This window comes from Fibrella musci (genome assembly GCF_041321105.1).
In the GTDB taxonomy this organism is placed as follows: Bacteria; Bacteroidota; Bacteroidia; order Cytophagales; family Spirosomataceae; genus Fibrella; species Fibrella musci.
The window spans coordinates 350,833-367,259 of the sequence record NZ_JBGGWD010000003.1 but is presented as its reverse complement, the minus strand read 5'-3'; the positions used below and the strand labels follow the sequence as shown (position 1 = coordinate 367,259).

Here is a 16,427-nt window from a genome sequence, read left to right as displayed (position 1 = left end):
TGTCGATGGCTAGCCTGCTGCGGTACGTACCTGGCCGCGTATCGCCCCTGTTCGGCGGTCGGCAAGACATGTCAACGGCGTATTGGCATTCAAAAAAGGGGGTAACCGGGTCGGCACATAGTTCCGAATTCCGGAATGATTTCCAGAATCTGGAAAGGGCCGTGACGCTTTTGCCCGTAAATGAGCTGGTTGAGGGGACAGAGCGGGTTGGCGTTGATTTTGCAGCGCTTTTGCCACCTACCTCTTATCTCCTGCCCCTCACATTATGCACGTGTCAATTGCTCAGTATGCCGATGACCAATGGTCGACGCACGCTATCAGTAAATCAGCTACCGATCAGGCGGCTCAATTGGTGTTGTGTTTTGCATCGAAGGAGTTACTGGAGTCGCCTACTATCTACGATACTGTGCGAGCCCGCTTCCCGACAGCCGAGATTGCTCTGTGCAGCACCGCCGGTGAGATTTACCACGACCGGGTGCAGGACGATACGCTGGTGGCGGTGGCAATGTCGTTTGGGGATACCCACGTCCGAACGGCTTCTGTGAACATCGGTGATTTTGCTACCAGCCTCGACGCGGCCCGCCAGCTAGCCAGTCTGCTGCCTGCCGACGAACTCGCCTATGTGTTGATATTGGCCGACGGAGCGCTGGTAAATGGCAGCGAACTAGTGAAAGGGCTCTGCATCGACGATCAGCAAATTCTGATCACGGGTGGGCTGGCGGGCGATGCGGCCAAGTTTCAGTCTACGCTGGTTGGGCTCAACGGCCCGCCCATAGCCGGGCAGGTAACGGCGATCGGCTTCTACGGGCAGAAACTATTGGTGGGCCACGGGTCGGCGGGCGGCTGGACCATGTTCGGGCTGGAAAAGGAAATCACGCGCGCCACGGGCAACGTGCTGTATGAGATCGACCACGAAAACGCGCTCGATCTGTATAAAAAATACCTGGGCCCAGACGTGGAGCAACTGCCGGGGGCTGCGCTGTACTTCCCGCTGTCGGTAACGATTCCGGGCGAAGACAAGCCCGTGGTGCGGACTATCCTGTCGATCGACGAAGCGCAGAAAAGCATGACGTTTGCCGGCGACGTACCGGTGGGCGCGCGGGTACGTTTCATGAAAGCCAGTTTCGACCGGCTGACGGCGGCGGCGGCCACCGCTGCCCAGCAGACCGCCCTGCCCGGTGGGGTCGAGCCCGCATTGGCGTTATTGGTCAGTTGTGTCGGGCGCAAGCTTATTTATGGCCCACGTATTGATGAGGAAGTAGAAGCCGTGAGCGAGACACTGGGTCAACAGGTGCCGCTCATTGGTTTTTATGCCAACGGTGAGCTGTCGCCCGTCAATGAGGGAGGCAGTTGCCAACTGCACAACCAGACCATGACGATCACCGCTTTTTATGAGCTACCATAAGCTGTTGCAGAAGCAGATTGCCCGCTACCTGCCCGACAGCCTGCAGGCCGACCCGGCGATGGCCCGCTTGCTGGAGGTCGTCAGTGAATCGTACCGCGCTCTGGAACGCGACCGGGAGCTGGCCGAGCGTGCGTTCACGATCAGCGAAGACGAATATGTACAACTGAACAAACGGCTTCAGCACGAGCTGGACGTCAAGAAGTTATCGGTCGAAAAACTAACCGAGGCTGTCAGCACTGTATCCGGCACGGATCCCCAGCATGACAGCGACGATCTGCTGGGAATTGCCCGCCTGCTCAATCAGCAGGTATCTAAACGCAAAAACGCCGAAGAGGTCTTTACCTCGCTCATTGCCAATATGCAAAGCGGGGTACTGCTGGAAGACGAACAACAGCAGGTCGTTTTTATCAATCAGGTGTTTTGCGACCTGTTTGACATCGACACGCCACCGCAGCAACTGCCAGGTACGTCTTGCCAGGGCCTGATGGAACGCATCTGCCAACAGGCGAAAGAACCCCACCTGGTGCGCCGCGATCTGGCCAACACGCTGGCCAATCGCTGGCTCCTACAAGGCTACATGCTGGAGCTGGCCAACGGCAGAACCTACCAGCGCGACTATATTCCGATCTACATCGATAATGCCTATAAAGGGCACTTGTGGAGCTACACCGACATCACCGAGCGCAAGGCTAACCAGGACGCGCTCGTGCAGAGCGAGCTGAAAAACCGGCTGATCATGAACGCCGCGCTGGATGCGATCATCACGATCGACCCCGGCGGATTGATTACGTTCTGGAACCCGCAGGCCGAAAAAATCTTCGGCTGGGTTGCCGCCGAAGTCATTGGCAAGCCGATCGCGGAGGTCGTTATTCCGCCAACGCATCGGGCGGCGCACGAGGCGGGCATGGCCAATTACCGAATCACGGGTATGGGCGAGGTATTGGGCAAACAGATTGAGTTGCCCGCCATCAATCGTGCGGGTAATGTGTTTCCCATCGAACTCTACATCATCCCGGTCAAACAGGGCGACGATGCCTTCTTCTGCTCGTTTATCCGGGATATTTCGGTGCGAAAAAAGACGGAACAGGAACTGGAACGGCTGTCGCTGGTAGCGAGTGCCAACAAAAATGGGGTGGTACTGGTGGGGCGCGACGGCCGCATTTTCTGGTCGAACGAAGGCTTTTGTCAACTCACAGCCTACGCCAACGACGAAGTTATTGGCCGGACCCCCATGGAGTTATGCCGGGGGCCTTTTTCAGATCGGGAATCGCTTAGAACGATGGTCGAGTCGTTTGAAAAAGGCATCCCGTTCGATATCGAAGGGATTCACTACCGCAAAGATGGCAGTTGGTTCTGGGGCCGTACCGAAGGACAACCGGTGGCCAACGAAGCAGGCACCGTCACCCACTATTTCTCGATCATCGAGGATATTTCGGCCGAAAAAGTAACGCAGCGCAAGCTGAAAGAATACGAAGAGCGCCTACGCATGGCCCTGGCCAACGTAGGCGATAACTATTGGGAGCACGATTTCAGAACGGGGAAAACTTATTTTTCAAACCCGTCGAATAACCTGCTGGGCTATCAGCTCGACAAGCATATCGACGTTGCCGACCTGTGGTGGAGCCGGGTACACCCCGACGACCGCCACATGCTCGAAGAGAACGACCGGCAGTATAAGCTGGGGCTGATCACGCAGCACCACAACGAATACCGGATCATCCACCGCGATGAGTCGGTACACTGGGTGCTCGATCGGGGTGTGGTTACGGAGCGGGATGGCGACCAGAGGCCGCTGACAATCATTGGCACTCATATCGATATCACCCGGCAGAAAGAGCTGGAGTTGGAACTCACCAAAGCCAAAGAAGCGGCCGAAGAGCTGGCCCGGGTTAAAGAACTGTTTCTGGCCAATATGAGCCACGAAATCCGCACGCCCATGAACGCCATCATGGGTATGGCCAACCGGCTGTCGAAGACCAGCCTGCACCCCGATCAGCAGTATTACCTGTCCATCATTCAGTCGGCTACCGATAACCTGCTGATCATCATCAACGATATTCTGGACTTGTCGAAAATCGAGGCGGGTAAACTCACGCTCGAACAGATCGGGTTTGAACCGAAACAGGTTGTCGACCGGGCCATGCAGGTAATGATGCACAAAGCGGAAGAAAAAGGGCTGCTGTTTACCAATTCGTTTTTCGACCCACGCATTGCTCCGGTATTGCTTGGCGACCCTTATCGGCTCAACCAGATTTTGCTCAACCTGCTGTCGAACGCCATCAAATTCACCCAAAAAGGGCACGTCAATATTAGTTGTCACCTGCTGAAAGGCAGCCGGAACCGGCAGTTGATCGAGCTGACAGTGAGCGACTCGGGCATCGGGATGGACGAGGCCTTTACGAAACGTATTTTTCAGACGTTCAGGCAGGAAGATGAATCGGTGACACGCCGGTTTGGGGGCACGGGCCTCGGCCTGAGTATCAGCCGTAATCTGGTTGAGCTAATGGGCGGCACCATGCAGGTGAAAAGCAAAAAGGGCGTGGGTACGTCGGTGTCGTTTCAGATTCCGTTTCAGAAAGGCGACCCCGGCAAACTGCCCGTCAAAGAAACCGGCGAGACCAACACCGATCAGTTGCCGGGCAAACGCATTCTGGTAACCGACGACAACGAGATGAACCGACTCGTGGCTTCGACCATACTGGCGAGTTACGGCGCCATTATTGAGGAAGCGCAAAATGGTCTTGAGGCCATCGAGAAACTAAAGCAGCAGCCTTTTGATTTGGTGCTGATGGATATTCAGATGCCGGTGATGGATGGCGTAGAAGCCACCCGAATCATCCGGGCCGACATCAGTGCGCAACTACCGGTGATCGCCCTGACGGCCTTTGCTGTGAAAGGCGATAGCACCAAGTTTATCGGGGCGGGTCTGAGCGATTACCTCGCCAAGCCGTTCGGCGAAGAACAGCTACTGGCGATGGTGGTGCGGTGGCTGGAAAAAACCGAACAGGCCGCGCCGCCCGTTGCCGCGCCTGAGCCGCCGCTGTATGACTTATCGACGGTGATGAATCTGGCAAAAGGTAATCAGTCGTTTGTTGATCGGATGGTTGAGTTGTTCATGCGCTATGGGCCCGAATCGGTGCAGGAAATCAAGACCGCTTACGCCGCCGGGCACTTTGAACAGGTCCGCAAGGTCGCGCACCGCGTTAAGCCTTCCATCGACAATATGGGTATCAGCGCCCTCACGGCCGACATCCGGGCGATCGAAGCCAACGCCGAAACCTGGCAGACCTCGCCCGAACTGGAAGCCCTGATCGATAAGCTCGACGGGGTAATCAACCGGGTTGTCGAACAACTGAAAAATCGCGCCTGATGGGCTACTCTCAGGCTGCCTCAGCCGGGCTGGGGTAGCGCTGAGGTACGTTCCCTGGCATTGTCGACGGGTCGAGCGAGGCGAATGCCTGGAGCAGCCGTATCTGGAAAGTAGTGGTCGAAAACTGGTCGGCTCGCTGGCGGGCGGCCTCGGCCAACTGCCGGTACAGGACCACGTCGGACGAGAGCCGCCGGAGGGTTTGCACCAGCATCGGCAACTGCCTCACGTCGATCTGAAAGCCCTCTTTGCCGTTCTCGATCAGTTCGCAGATACCCCCCACGGTGGGCGTGATCACGGGCCGCCCGCAGGCCATCGCTTCCAGAATCGTCAGGCCGAACGTTTCGACCCAGGCGGTGGGATGCGACAGGTTGAGCACCACATGCGCCTGCTGGTAGAACGGGATGGTATCGGCCTGCGCCGGGTACACGAAGCAGTTGGATGGTGGCGAAGCGGTCTGCACAAAGGCGTCGACCTCGGCCTCGCCCGCGTTCAGCACCAGCATAAACTGAATGTGCGGCAGGCTGCGCGCGCACCCCACAAATTCATGGATGCCTTTGTAGGCTTTGTTGGAACACAACATTAGCGCCGTAAAAGGCGACACCATGTTGGGTGAGCTGATTGGCCGTGCCTGTTGCAGGAACGAATCGGGCAGGGCGTTATAGATGAGCTGGCTGGTGGGGCGGCGCAGGCCCGTTTGCTGTTGCGTGTAGGCCGATACAAACAACACCCGCCGCGCCGTATAGTTGGCAACGGCCCGAAGCCACGCCTTCAGCAGGCGGGGTTTGAGACTCACCTCGTGCACGTGATAAACCACCGCACAACCCCGCAGCCAACCCGCCAGCGCGGCTCCAAACGGCAACAGCGTATTGATGTACACCCGATCTGTCGAGCGTAGAAAAAATAGCAATTTGACGAACAGCCGCGCCTGCACGAGCAGGTAGTTCAACAGGGTCACCAGCTTGACCGGCGACCAGCGGTAGGGCAGGGCGTGGAGCGTAACGCCCGGCAGGTCGCTGAGAAAGCCGCAGCCGCCCGGCGTGGCCGTAAACAGGTCGACGGTATGACCATCTTGCCGGAGGGCGTCGAGGGCCTGCCGAAAAACGAGCGGGCTACCGCTCCAGTCGTTCAACAAGTGAATGGCAATAATCCGGTTGGTTTTCATGCACGGGTGGCGTGACGGAAGGGGTTATGGATAAAACGGTTTGGTAAATCTGCCGCAGTTGCTCGCCCCGCACCGACCAGTCGAAGGCCGTTTCGAAGCGTTGCCGGGCCAGCCTGCGTTCGTGCTGGTAATGGGTGGGTTGCCGCAGCAGCGCACAGAGGTGGTTGGCCATCTGGATGGCGCCGGCTCCCAGATCGTGATCGGACACACGCAGCGCCGTGTCGGGGTGGACAAAGCGACCGGGGCCTTCGTTGTCCCAGCAGATAACGGGCAGGCCGTAGCTCATGGCCTCGGCCACGACCATACCCGCCCCTTCGTGCGACGGAAACAGAAACACCGAGGCCGAGCGATAGCAGGCTGCGACCTCGTCTTTAGGCAACCAATTGATGAGGTCGGTACACTGCCCGATCTGTTCCTGTTCGATCAGCTGCCGGATCAGCGGCTCGGCGGGGCCGCTGCCTACCAGGGTGAGGCGGGCGCGGCCTTGTTCGGTGGGGGTGAGCTGATGGTAAAACTGGGCAAAAGCCCGAATCGTCGTGGTAAACCCTTTCAAGGCCACAAAGCGACCCACCGATAACACCCGGAAGCGGTCGGTCGGGGTCGGTGCAGGATCGACGGGGGGGGAGGCTACCGACGGCACGATGCTGTAGCGGTGGGCGGGCAGGTGCAGGGCTGTTGACGCGGCTTCATTCATGCAGAGCACGTGCGCGGCGCGGCGTTTGCTCAGACGCAGCCACGGGTCGAACGTCCAGAAGGCGCGTTTCAGGGTCCACAGCAGCCGGTCCTGAAGCCAGGCTTTGCGGCCGTGGGTACGTAGTTCGGCAGTCGGGATAGGCGGATGATGCCCCACCGGCCCCCAGATAAGCGGTTTGCCCAGCAGCCACAGAAAGGTGGGCGTCCAGTCGTTGTGAAAATTGACGTTATGGACCAGATCGACGGGGAGGCGTTTACGCCGCAACCAGAGCGCCAGGCTTAGCTGCCAGCCGTAATAATAAATCATCGACAGCAGCGGCCCTTTTTTCCAGAAGCGCAACCAGGCGGGCCAGTCGAAATACAGAAACTGAATCCGCTGCCGGAGTGGGGCCAGGTCGGGGTGCTCGTCCCAGTACCGGTCGATGGCGGGCTGGTTATTGGCCCTTGTAACGGCGATAACGCGCTGGTAACGGGCAATCTGGAGAATGAAATGCCAGCCCATGCCGTCTTCCGATCCCTTGTACGGATTGACTGCATAGGTAGTCACCAATACGGTGGGTAGGTTAGTAGTCGGCATGGATCGGCTGAGGGCTGGGTACGTTTGTATGGTCCGAATCTGCAGGTACGTCCATACGACCCGAATCGGCGGGTACGTTATCAGGTACGTGGGTGCGCAGGCGCAGCAGCCGGGCGGGGACACCACCGATCAGGCTGTTGGGCGGAAAGCTCTGCGTGACGACGGCCCCGGCGGCCACGACACTACCCGCACCGATGGTGACTCCGCTGAGTACGGTGACCTTGCTACCAATCCAGCAATTCGCTCCAATCAGGATGGGTTGCCGCTCAACACCCTGTAGGCGGATGGGTACGTCGGGGTCGCTGAAGTGGTGGTTTTCGGGGTGGCAGCTGAAATACTGCCCGATGATGCAGTCGTCGCCAATGATAAGGCCCCCTGCCCCGCCAAGATAGGCGAACTCCCCGATGCCCACGCGGTCGCCCAGGTGAATGAACTGGCCGGGGTTGTCGAGCGTGGTAGAGACAACGAGGCGGCTGAACGCGCCCAGACTGACGTGGTCGCCCAGGTGGATGCCGCCCGTGCTGATGGCCGAGCAATAGACGTGGTCACCCAGTTTGAGAAAACGGCCCCAGCGAATCTGCGGGAGGTTGAAAAACCGAACGCCCCGGCCGCGCAGCATCGCTTTGGGGTTGCGCCCCTGCAACAGCACCCGGCTACCCCGCAGCAAGGCCAGCCCCTGCTGCCAGCTAAACGCCCATATGAGCGACATACTCAGCGTCGGCGCCAGCCGAAACTGAGGGTTACGAAGCCGGATGATTCGTTCGAGCAGCGCTTTCATAGCGAATAGGTCTGGATACGGTCAAGAATCTGGTTGAGGGTGCGGGGCAGGTGCTGGTTGAGCACCGGCAGGTAGTCCGACGACGGGTATCGTTTCTGGAGGCGTTCAAACAGGCGCAGGTATTGGCCCGTCAGTTCGGTGATGGTAGCGGCGTCGAGTTCCTGTTTGCGGCGCAGGATGTCGTCGGCGGGGGCATACAGAAACACGTTGAGCCGGGGTTTCAGCAGCAGCGCATAGAGGCCTGCAACCAGCCCCGTCGGGAGGTTGATGTTGCTGCGGCGCCCGTCGTTGATAAAGTCGAAATAGTAGCGGTCGTAGAGGACGATGTAGCCCCGCCAGACGTATTTGACCTGCACGTAAAACTGACCAAACAGGTAGTCGGCATAGTAATAGGCGAAGCGCAATAACGAAGAGACGCCGCTCTGGTTGGTACCCTGACGTGGCAATGTGCTGGCGGCCCGCTGTTCGGCCTGCGCTTTGCCGTATTTCCAGGCGCTCAGAATAGGTAGCAGTGAGGGCCGGTGCCGCAACACTACTACCCGCTGTCGCAGTCGCTTCTCGATCTGGTAGCGTGTTTGCTCGATCACCGTCGATTTGCCCGCTCCATCGACTCCACTGAACGTGACGATAAGGCCGCGCCGGAAGCCAAACGAGCGAAGCGTATCCAGGCCGTAAGCCAGCCGATTTTGCAGGCCCTGCCATCCTCGATTAGCTGCCTGTTGCCGCACGGAGCGGGTTAGCTCGGCCGGGTTAGGTACGTCGGGTTGGGTAGCAAACAGGGAGCGGTAGCGGTCGGGCAGGGGCGCGTTGTTGAGGCCGTAGAATAGGCGGAGGTAGGTCTGCGTGTGCGTCAGGCTGGGTACGTTCAGGCCGTGCGTGGCGCGCGTCGCTTCCTGCCAAAGCGGTTCGGCAGGCATAAAATCGAGCTGTTTGCGTTTGAACTGCCAGATCAGGTCGACGTGTAGGCAGGAGCCGTCGGCACCAAACAGATGCAGCTGATTCATGAACGAACGCGGCTCGGCTACGAGATGGCGCGTCAGCGGGTGCTGGCGGAGGTAGGCCGCGAGTTGGGTAGCTACCGGGCGCGGCAGACAAAGGTCCAGGTCTGAGGTGTCGGGCAGGTTGGCCAGTTGGTCGCACTGAAGCTTGAGGGCCGCATGAGGGCGATCGTGCAGCCAGAAAGCCAGGTCCTGGAGCAGCAGCTGCCGGTCGGTGGCTACCTGCCGCCGGTGAAGCCAGTAAGTCAGGGCGTCGTTCCAGGTAGCCAGCAGCCAGTGGATCTGCCGATGCCAGTCGGGCTGTCGGCTGTAAACCGAGCCGTAATAAGTCAGCGTATGCGTGAGGTAGAACAATTCGGCCAGCTCGGTGTCGACGCCGTGCTGCTCACAGAAAAGCTGCCATTCCGGTTCATTGAGCGTGCTGTCGATCGTCTGCCGAATGGCCCGGTAGCCCCGATTGCCAATGAGGATATGCGACTGGTAGATGAAATGAAACAGATCATACAACCCCGGCAGCGCGTCGTGCTGCAATTCCCAGTCGATCACACAGAGTCGGTTGTGGCGCAGCATGAGGTTCCAGGGTGTAAAGTCGCCGTGGGCTGCTGCCAGCGCCACCGACGGCTGGCTATCGAGGTGCTGCATGAGCCGTTCGGCCTTGTCGAGCAGACTCACCGGCAGCCGAGGGTCGTTGGTGGCGCGGAGGTCGGCCAGGGTTTGCTGGGCCTGTTGCCAGAAGGCGGCCTGCCGCAGCGGTTGCCGGTGCCAGTGTCGGCCCGCCAGTTCCCGCAACACCCCGGTGGGCAGGTCGGTCAGCTGGTTGACGGGCTGAATTCCCACAGTACCCAGATCTTCCTGTAGCAGCACGCCCTTGCTGTGGGCATACACGGCCGGTACGTCGACCAGTCTGAACGGCTGTGCCTGCACCTGCAGCAAAGCCAGGGTTTCGCGTTGTATATTCTGAACGGCGGGTTCAGCGAGGGCAACTTTCAGGAAACAGCTTTTTCCCGCCATCGTATCGAACCAGATGACCAGCTTGCGATTTGGACCGACCGTGCCCGTAAACAGCGCCCAGCGGTTAACCTGGGTACGTTGCAGCAGGGCCACCCCCGTTTCGGTGGTATAAACCGTCAGTGAGTCGTGGGCCAGCCAGCGGCCTAGTTTCAGCCGAAACAATACTTGTACTACCCACACAAACAGCCGCGCCCGCCAGTTGCTGCGGTGGTAAAAGCGCAGAAAATCGGGTTGGGTAGCGTGGCTGGGCCACAACCAGCGAATGCTCCCGTCCGGGTTGCGGTACAGGTGGCAGGGCAGGGGGTGATCAAAGGTGGCCGAGGGAGCGAAGGCCAGTGGCAGACCAACGGTTTTCAGCCCTGCTTTGATCATCCGGCTATCGGCAGCGTAGCGGTGAGTTCTCATGCCAGCGCGTTGTACCAGTTCTGTGCCAGTTGCCAAAAAAGGCGTAAACAAGCGGAATAAGGACCTTGGGCGCCAGGTACGTTCCGCCGACAGGAAAGTCATTCCAAAATCTGGAATGGAGGAAAGTTAGACGCCAACCAGTTCGGGGCGTCGCCGACGCAGATACAGCCGTTCGCCGGGCGTCAGGCGGGGGTTGACCGACAGGCTGATGTAGAAAATCAGGAGCTGGTAGAACAGGATGCCGTAGTTGGTTTCGCCGAAAATGCCAAACTCGGTGAAGGAGTTGATCATGATGGGAATAAGGACGCCCACGCAGATAAGGCTCCTTTCGCGTTCGGCCACCTGCAAAAAGCCCCGAATCGTGAACAGCAACTGGAAGAAAACGATGGTGAAACCCACGAAGCCCAGGTTCATCAGCACCTGAATGAAGGTGTTGTGCGTCATTTTGGCGGCGTAGGTGAACACATGTTCGCCCTGGAAATAGTCGGTTTTGGCAATACGCATAAACCCAAAGCCGAAAAAAGGCGCTCGGGGCAACCCCTCGGTGATCAGCGCCGTCCAGAACGGGAGCCGGCCGGTCATGCTCATGACCTCGTCGAGACCTCCGCCGTTTTCCTTGATCAACAGTTTTTCGACGGCGACCGGCACGGCGAGCACGGCCCCGGCATACATCATCAGTTTGAGGCGGGTGTTGGACGACTGCCGGATGTGGAAAAAGGCGATCAGCAGGCACCCGATGGTCGACGAGCGCGAACCCGTCAGGACGATGGCCCACATCAGTAGCCCGATTTTGACGATCGTCCAGACCACGCGGTGCTGCCGGTAAAAGTTAAAAATAAAGCAGGAAACGCCCACCGCGCACAGCATACCCAGTTCGTTGGGGTTCATGATGAACCCGCCGAGCCGGGCTTCTTCGCCGCCGTGTGTGAGCCGGTAAAAGGTGTCGGGGTCGACGTACATGCCCACCAGGAAGATAGAGATCATCATCATGACGGCGTTGCCGATGACCTGATACATCTTGACCATGCTGCCCGCAAAGAAATGATCGAGCAGGATGAAGCAGGCGATGAAGTAATAGCAGAACACCAGCCCCTCGAAATCCATGAACCACTGCAAACCCGAATAGCCGGGGTCGGTCGACCAGGTGATGGAAACAAAACCCAGCAGCAGGTAGGCCGAATACAGCAGCGGCGAGAGGCTATGCTGCCAGCCAAACGACGCCACCGCCCCGCGTTTGATGATGACCCGATACAACCACCAGATGGAGCTGGTCATGGCAATCCGGCTGATCACTTTGATGACCCGCGTGATGGCGATGTTGTTGCTCCACGTAAAGAAGCCGCCCAGTTTGATGAACAGAATGACGGTGAGCCAGAAACTGACCATCCGCAGGAAACGGCTGTGATCGATGTCGGTGGTGCGTTGGAGCGTCATGGGAAGAGGCGGGCGTTAGGCCAGGGGGTGGTGGCTGATGAGCCGGTACAACTGATCGAACAGGTCGAGCTGACGGGGCCAGTTGAAGGCTTCGTCGACCATACGCCGGGCGTTTTGTTGCAGGCTCGTGAGCCCGTCGGTCTGCCACTGCTGGTAAAGGTGCGCGAGGCCATCGGCTACGTCGGCAGCGGTGCCCTGCCCCGCCACGTACCCAGCCCCAAACGACCGTACGGCATCGCCCACGTTGGTGGCCTCCGATACCAGGCAGGGAATGCCCAGCGAGGCGGCTTCGAGCACCGCCACCGGCAGGCCTTCATAGCGTGAAGCATGGACAAACACGCTGCACTGCTGGAGCAGACGCAGCTTATCGTTGCCAAACTGACTGCCCCAGAACGTGACCGACTCGCCCAGACCGAGCGCGTTGGCCTGGCTGGTCAGCTGGGCGCGGTGGGGGCCGTCGCCGAGCAACCACAGTTGAGCGCCGGGTACTGCCTGGCGGAACTGCGCAAAGCCATCCAGCAGCCGGTCGAGCCCCTTATGATCGCTATCCAGCCGGCCGCAGAAGCCCACGACAAAGTCAGACGACACGCGTGGTGCCGGGGGCGTGGTAGCCGAAAAGCCGTAGGGAATAAGCACCGATTTCTGGTTCGGGAAAATCCGTTGCAGGCCGTCGATTTCACTTTGACCCAGCGCATGAATGGCGCTGGCACCGACCAGCAATGGGCGTTCGAACAGGTTGAAATAAAGTCGTTTGCGCAGGCGGCTGCGTTGCAGGGCGTGCCAGTTGTAGTTGCCGTGGGGCGTGATCAGGTACGGAATCTGATGCTGTTGCAGAAACCGCGCGGCGGCGTAGAACCGGGGTACAAACCCGCCGTGCAACTGCACCACGGTGGGTTTGTGGTGCAGGATGGCCCGTTTCCAGACGGCATCAATCCCAAACGGATTGCGGCTCGCGTTGAACAGGCGCGTGGTGTAGGTACGTTCCGGGTAGTCGTGCACGGGGTTGGCCGAGAACCCCCAGACCTCCACGGCAAACCCGGCCTGCTGCTGTTGCGTAGCCAGCTCATGCACGACCTTGTTGACCCCGTTCATTCGGGCCGGATTGGCCTTGCCGAGAATAAGGTGAATGATTTCCATGGGAATAAACCGTTGTGTTGTAAGACCAGCAGCCAATAGGCCAGCAGGATAAATTGGGTGAGAAACAGGCCCGCCAGCACACCCCCGAGCCCGTAGTGGCCGATAAGCCACGAGGCCGTACCGAGGCTGCCGAGGGTAGCCAGCGCGTAGCCCACGAAGTAGTGCCGGTTGAGCTGCCGCACCCGTAGCAGGAGCCGGATGGGGTAGCTGCACACCACCAGCACGTAGACCGCCGCGAGCCCGTACATGACGTAGGCGAAGGCCCGGTAGTCGGCCCCGCCCGCGAAGGCGAGCAGCGGCTCGGCCCCGAGCGTGAGTAACAGCAGGATCGGCCCAACGCCCAGCAGGCTTTTGAGCATGACCCCGCGCAGGTACGTGGTCAGCGCGGCGGGGGTGTGAGCCAGTTGGGCTGCACGGGGGAGCACGTAGCTTTCCAGCGCCTGCAACAACACATTGAGCAGCCCGAAGATGTACTGCGCCAGTCGCAACGCGCCCAGCGCCGCCGCGCCCAGCCACCAACCCGCTGCCAGCACAAAGAAATTGCCCGCCAGCCACTGCGTCAGGGCCGAGAGGAGCATCCAGCCGCCCTGCTGCCGGTGGTGTTGCCCCACCAGCGCGAGGTCCGCCAGCCGTAATCGGCCGGGCCGCAGCCAGACCAGCCCCAGCCCAACAGAAGGCAGAAAGGTCAGCCCCACGATCCAGAGGGCCGACGTCAGCGACAACGTACCCAGCCGATGGCTTCCCAGCAGCAACAGCAGTTGGCTGGCGTTGGTGAGGCTGTCCAGCCCCAGCGCGCGATCGGCCCGCTGTTGCGTCAGCAGCAGTTTTCGTAAAAAATCCTGTAACAGGTAGAGGCCCGTGGCACCACCGGCGGCCACCAGCAGGCGCGCGTCGTAGCCGGTAAAAAAGAAGGGCAATTGTGACGCCAACGTACCCAGCCCACCTAAACCCAGCAGCCAGCCCAGTTGGGCGTAGAGCAGCCCGTCGGTGTAGCGTTTGCGAAGGGGCTGGGCGAGGGTTGCCCACACGATGGGGTAAATGCCGCTGCCCACCGCCTGCTGCACCGACAGCAGAAAGAGCTGGCACAAGACCACCGCCGAAAACTGACCGTAGGCCACCGCCCCCAGCGACCGGGCCAGCAGCAGGTTGGTCAGGAAAGCCGAACCGCTAACGACGACCTGATCGGCCAGCACCAGTCCTTTTTCCGAGGCCAGTTCGTGTCTGATACGTTGCGCGATCATGCAGGTAGGGCTTTGGGGATCGATTGGGTGGGGCGGCGTCGGCCCAGCTTCCGTAAAAACTGGAACGCCTCGCGGAAAATCGACGGGGTATAACCCGCCCGGTTGAGCACAAACTCCATGGGGGGCAGGTGCAGGTTTTCCTTCAGCAGGTCGGCTTCCAGAATGCGGTTTTGCCGGGTACGTCGGCTGTCGAGCAACAGCAGGTTCAGCGTGGCTGAAGCCATCAGCATCGCCGCCGCCGATTCCTGCGTGAGGGGCGCATTTTTGATGATGACCACATCGAAGCGGTTGCGCCAGTTGCTGATCAGCGGGTCCCAGCTGATGGGCCGCTGCCAGTGTTCGTCGACGAGCGGCAGGTCTACGTAAGCCACATCGGGCTGGTCGATGCCCGCCGTCATGGTGCCGTCGGCGTCGACTACCAGCACCGATTTGCCCAGGTTGGCCATAGCCTGCACCAGCCCACGGGTAACGGTGCGCTTACCTTCGTGGGTATCAAACGACGACACCACCACTACCGCACCCGGTTCGAGGCGCTGCTTCAGGTCCATATGCAGCGCCCACTGGCGGAAGAGCAACTGCGCCTGCGTGGGTTTGGCCAGAAACGGGACAGCAGCGGCAACGGGCGTCTCGGAATTTTTCTGAATGAGAGTTACGGAGCTTACCCGCGCTTTCATGAAATGCACGCCGTAGATGATGAGCACACTGAACAGCAGGCTCAGGAAACCCGCCAGCACTTTGGTAAGCATGGGGTTGGGCGAGATGGGCTTCGTGGCCACTTTCCCTTCCGTGATCACCCGGTGAAACGAGATCGTAGCCGCGCGGGCAATGTCGGCTTCGGTGCGTTTCTGGTGCAGAAACCGGTAGATCTGTTCGTCGAGGCTGAAGTTACGTTCCAGCACCGTCATGGTTTTTTCCTTGGTAGGCAACCCCACAAACGTGGCCTCGGCCTCGCTGATGGTTTCGCTGAGGTCGCGGTGTTTGATTCTCAGGTTGGTCAGCGTGTTGTTGATGCTCTCCCGCATGTAATCGGCAAGGTCGTTCATCTGCGTATCCAGGAGCCGCACCTTCTCGTGGTCGGGTGTGTAGCGCACCAGCAACTCGCGGCGGTCGCCCTGCAACTGCTTCATTTTCTTGATGATCTCGGTCGACAGCAGATCCGTGAAGGCTTCGAAGTTGGGCGCGGTTTTAAGGAAATCGGGATGCTGCCGGATCGAGCGGCTCAGGCTGTCGATCGCCAGCATATTCATGTGGACGCTCGATAGCTGTTTTTTCAGGTCCGAGATCTTGCGCAGGTCGGTTTCGGTTTCCTGCCGGATGTTGATGATGTTCTTGTTGTTCCGGTAGGCTTCGATGGCCCGTTCGCTCGCCGACAGCCGATCCTGATAGGCTTTCAGCTCTTTGGCCAGAAAGCCAGACGTAGTGTCGGCGGCCCGGTATCGGTCGTTGACGCCATCGGCAATGTAGGCCGCGGCAATGCCATTGACCACGTCGGCGGCTTTCTGGGGCACCGGGCTTTTGTAGCTGATGCGCAGCACCGGAATGTCTTTGTCCACGGCCATCACGTCGAGGTCGCCCACCACCGACTCCACCACGTTTTCCTGACTGCGGACGATGAACTCGAACCGGTCGTTGATGACCAGGTTCGGCCGTTTGGCCAACAGAGCATCGTTTCGCCCGATAAAGAGCGTGCCGTCGTCGAAGGTGAGAATTTGGTTGAGTTTACCCTGAAGGGTTTTCCCGCCCGGCAGCGTGATCGTCAGCAGCGTGTCGCGCCGGATCGCCAGCCCAAACGGCTGATTATAAAGTTTGGGGTTGGTGAGCACCGCCGTGATGCGAACGGGCGATTGCCCATACAGATCGGTTTTGCGCAGGCTGCCGACCCGGTAGATGCTCACGGCCAGATCGAGGTTCGACAGGGCTTTGGTCAGCAGCACGTTCGACTTCAGCAACTCGACCTCCGCCAGAATCTTGTTGGCATTGACAAACACGTCAAAATCCTTGTAAAGGTTGGCGCTGGGCGCTCCCTCATTGACGTCGGCCAGCTTGATCTTCGCCATGCTGTCGTACATGGGCGTGGCGTATTGCAAATACCGCCCCGCCAGAAACAGCGCAATGGCCATAACCAGGATGGTGAAGGGGAGGCCTCGCACAAACGGCCCCAGCAGCCCCAGCGTTTTTGATAGCTCCGACATACGTTTTTGAGTTTACTGTCTTCT

Annotated in this window: 10 protein-coding genes; 2 read left to right on the top strand and 8 right to left on the bottom strand. The window is 59.5% G+C overall.

Going from position 1 to position 16,427, the window contains the following annotated elements:
- The first annotated feature begins 265 nt into the window (after nucleotides 1–265).
- Together ACAW74_RS11360 and ACAW74_RS11355 are read left to right on the top strand one after the other, a co-directional pair.
- Nucleotides 266–1,405: an FIST signal transduction protein gene (locus tag ACAW74_RS11360; protein WP_370698318.1), complete on the top strand. Its 1,140-nt coding sequence runs from the start codon at nucleotides 266–268 to the stop codon at nucleotides 1,403–1,405.
- On the top strand, nucleotides 1,392–4,775 hold the full coding sequence (locus tag ACAW74_RS11355) for a PAS domain S-box protein (protein WP_370698317.1): 3,384 nt from the start codon (nucleotides 1,392–1,394) through the stop codon (nucleotides 4,773–4,775). Before ACAW74_RS11360 ends, ACAW74_RS11355 begins: the two co-directional genes overlap by 14 nt.
- A 10-nt stretch (nucleotides 4,776–4,785) precedes the next feature.
- On the opposite strand, the gene ACAW74_RS11350 is transcribed toward ACAW74_RS11355, so the two are convergent.
- From ACAW74_RS11350 to ACAW74_RS11315, 8 genes are all read right to left on the bottom strand, one after another.
- Nucleotides 4,786–5,937 (bottom strand): glycosyltransferase family 4 protein, encoded by a 1,152-nt coding sequence (locus tag ACAW74_RS11350; protein WP_370698316.1) that lies wholly within the window; start codon nucleotides 5,935–5,937, stop codon nucleotides 4,786–4,788.
- Nucleotides 5,885–7,207: a glycosyltransferase gene (locus ACAW74_RS11345; RefSeq protein WP_370698315.1), complete on the bottom strand. Its 1,323-nt coding sequence runs from the start codon at nucleotides 7,205–7,207 to the stop codon at nucleotides 5,885–5,887. The genes ACAW74_RS11350 and ACAW74_RS11345 overlap by 53 nt, the downstream gene beginning before the upstream one ends.
- The gene (locus ACAW74_RS11340) at nucleotides 7,194–7,985 is read right to left on the bottom strand and encodes an acyltransferase (RefSeq protein WP_370698314.1); all 792 of its coding nucleotides are present in this window, start codon (nucleotides 7,983–7,985) and stop codon (nucleotides 7,194–7,196) included. Before ACAW74_RS11340 ends, ACAW74_RS11345 begins: the two co-directional genes overlap by 14 nt.
- Nucleotides 7,982–10,399, bottom strand: coding sequence for a hypothetical protein (locus ACAW74_RS11335; protein WP_370698313.1), 2,418 nt, complete (start codon nucleotides 10,397–10,399; stop codon nucleotides 7,982–7,984). Before ACAW74_RS11335 ends, ACAW74_RS11340 begins: the two co-directional genes overlap by 4 nt.
- 126 nt (nucleotides 10,400–10,525) lie before the next feature.
- Nucleotides 10,526–11,833 carry an O-antigen ligase family protein gene (locus ACAW74_RS11330; RefSeq protein WP_370698312.1) on the bottom strand — a complete coding sequence of 436 codons (1,308 nt, stop codon included), beginning with the start codon at nucleotides 11,831–11,833 and terminating at the stop codon, nucleotides 10,526–10,528.
- Between the two features lie 15 nt (nucleotides 11,834–11,848).
- On the bottom strand, nucleotides 11,849–12,970 hold the full coding sequence (locus tag ACAW74_RS11325) for a glycosyltransferase family 4 protein (RefSeq protein WP_370698311.1): 1,122 nt from the start codon (nucleotides 12,968–12,970) through the stop codon (nucleotides 11,849–11,851).
- Complete coding sequence (locus ACAW74_RS11320) at nucleotides 12,922–14,211, bottom strand: lipopolysaccharide biosynthesis protein (RefSeq protein WP_370698310.1); 1,290 nt, start codon at nucleotides 14,209–14,211, stop codon at nucleotides 12,922–12,924. Before ACAW74_RS11320 ends, ACAW74_RS11325 begins: the two co-directional genes overlap by 49 nt.
- Nucleotides 14,208–16,403, bottom strand: a complete 2,196-nt coding sequence (locus ACAW74_RS11315) for a GNVR domain-containing protein (protein ID WP_370698309.1) — start codon at nucleotides 16,401–16,403, stop codon at nucleotides 14,208–14,210. The genes ACAW74_RS11320 and ACAW74_RS11315 overlap by 4 nt, the downstream gene beginning before the upstream one ends.
- Between the last annotated feature and the right edge of the window lie 24 nt (nucleotides 16,404–16,427).

Coding starts and splice junctions, on each gene's coding strand:
- ACAW74_RS11355 (WP_370698317.1), top strand. CDS start 1,392: ATGAGCTACCATAAGCTGTTGCAGAAGCAGATTGCCCGCTACCTGCCC.
- ACAW74_RS11350 (WP_370698316.1), bottom strand. CDS start 5,937: ATGAAAACCAACCGGATTATTGCCATTCACTTGTTGAACGACTGGAGC.
- ACAW74_RS11325 (WP_370698311.1), bottom strand. CDS start 12,970: ATGGAAATCATTCACCTTATTCTCGGCAAGGCCAATCCGGCCCGAATG.
- ACAW74_RS11340 (WP_370698314.1), bottom strand. CDS start 7,985: ATGAAAGCGCTGCTCGAACGAATCATCCGGCTTCGTAACCCTCAGTTT.
- ACAW74_RS11335 (WP_370698313.1), bottom strand. CDS start 10,399: ATGAGAACTCACCGCTACGCTGCCGATAGCCGGATGATCAAAGCAGGG.
- ACAW74_RS11320 (WP_370698310.1), bottom strand. CDS start 14,211: ATGATCGCGCAACGTATCAGACACGAACTGGCCTCGGAAAAAGGACTG.
- ACAW74_RS11360 (WP_370698318.1), top strand. CDS start 266: ATGCACGTGTCAATTGCTCAGTATGCCGATGACCAATGGTCGACGCAC.
- ACAW74_RS11315 (WP_370698309.1), bottom strand. CDS start 16,403: ATGTCGGAGCTATCAAAAACGCTGGGGCTGCTGGGGCCGTTTGTGCGA.
- ACAW74_RS11330 (WP_370698312.1), bottom strand. CDS start 11,833: ATGACGCTCCAACGCACCACCGACATCGATCACAGCCGTTTCCTGCGG.
- ACAW74_RS11345 (WP_370698315.1), bottom strand. CDS start 7,207: ATGCCGACTACTAACCTACCCACCGTATTGGTGACTACCTATGCAGTC.